The following is a 389-nucleotide window of genomic DNA, read 5'->3' on the forward strand; positions in this document are numbered from 1 at the left end:
CGCCGGCGCCAGCGCGGTCCCGTGGCGTACCCGGTGGCCTGCAGCCCGCAGGCCTGGGCCGCGGCAGCGCCCTTCGCGTTCCTGGCCGCCTGCCTGGGCCTGGAACTCGACCACGACCGCAACAGCGTCCGGTTGAAGAATCCGGTCCTGCCCGGATTCCTCGACGGCGTGACGCTCTACAACGTCAAGCTGGGTCACTCGCGCCTGGACATCCGGTTCCAGCGCTACGACGACGACGTCACGGTCTCGGTGCTGCGCCGCCACGGCGACGTGCAGCTGATCGTGACGAAGTAGGCGGGCCCGCCAGTCGCCGCGGCCCGGTGACGGCGCCGCGGCGGCTGGCTTGCAGCCGACGTTAGGCTTTGTTCATGGCAGGTCGAGGACGGGAC

The 389-nt window shown here is 71.2% G+C and carries 1 pseudogene; it reads left to right on the forward strand.

Going from position 1 to position 389, the window contains the following annotated elements:
- Nucleotides 1–294 (forward strand): annotated as a pseudogene (locus GD429_RS40135) (amylo-alpha-1,6-glucosidase); the annotation flags it as partial.
- Nucleotides 295–389 lie beyond the last annotated feature (95 nt).

This window comes from Burkholderia sp. BE17, from assembly GCF_009362305.1.
GTDB lineage: Bacteria > Pseudomonadota > Gammaproteobacteria > Burkholderiales > Burkholderiaceae > Burkholderia > Burkholderia pyrrocinia_C.